The sequence below is a fragment of the Acidisphaera rubrifaciens HS-AP3 genome, assembly GCF_000964365.1.
Taxonomy (GTDB): domain Bacteria; phylum Pseudomonadota; class Alphaproteobacteria; order Acetobacterales; family Acetobacteraceae; genus Acidisphaera; species Acidisphaera rubrifaciens.
In genome coordinates this window covers 1-369 of the sequence record NZ_BANB01001201.1, presented here as the reverse complement: position 1 = coordinate 369, position 369 = coordinate 1, and the positions used below count along the sequence as shown (strand labels likewise).

At 67.8% G+C, this 369-nt stretch carries 1 protein-coding gene; it reads right to left on the bottom strand.

Features of this window, described 5'->3' with window-relative positions; genetic code table 11:
* The coding region (locus B8460_RS22765; protein ID WP_048863504.1) for a hypothetical protein at nt 1-369 on the bottom strand (369 nt) is incomplete at both ends.

Below are 369 nucleotides of genomic sequence, written 5' to 3'. Positions count from 1 at the left end.
CCATGTCCAGGCCAAGGCCCTGCGCGGCACGACGATCGCGGTAGACACTGCCCGCCATCCGATCGAGCCCGAACAGCCCAGCGCCAGTCGCCAGTCCCGCTATGCCGCCACCAATCGTCAGCCACTTGGCGGCGCTCAGGAACGCCGAGGCGACCTCCTTTGATGCCTTCGACAGCCGCTCCGTTGTCACCAGCGTCTTGCGCGTGGCGCGCTCTAGCCCTTCCTGCCGCACGACAGAGTCGCCAGTGTAGGTCGTCAGGTTCCGCGCGTTCTCGCCGATCCTGCCCAGCGTCTCATTGACGCCTGACATGCCCTCGCCGGCCGCCGCCGCTTGGTCTATCGCATCGGCGACCGCCTGCCATTCCTCCG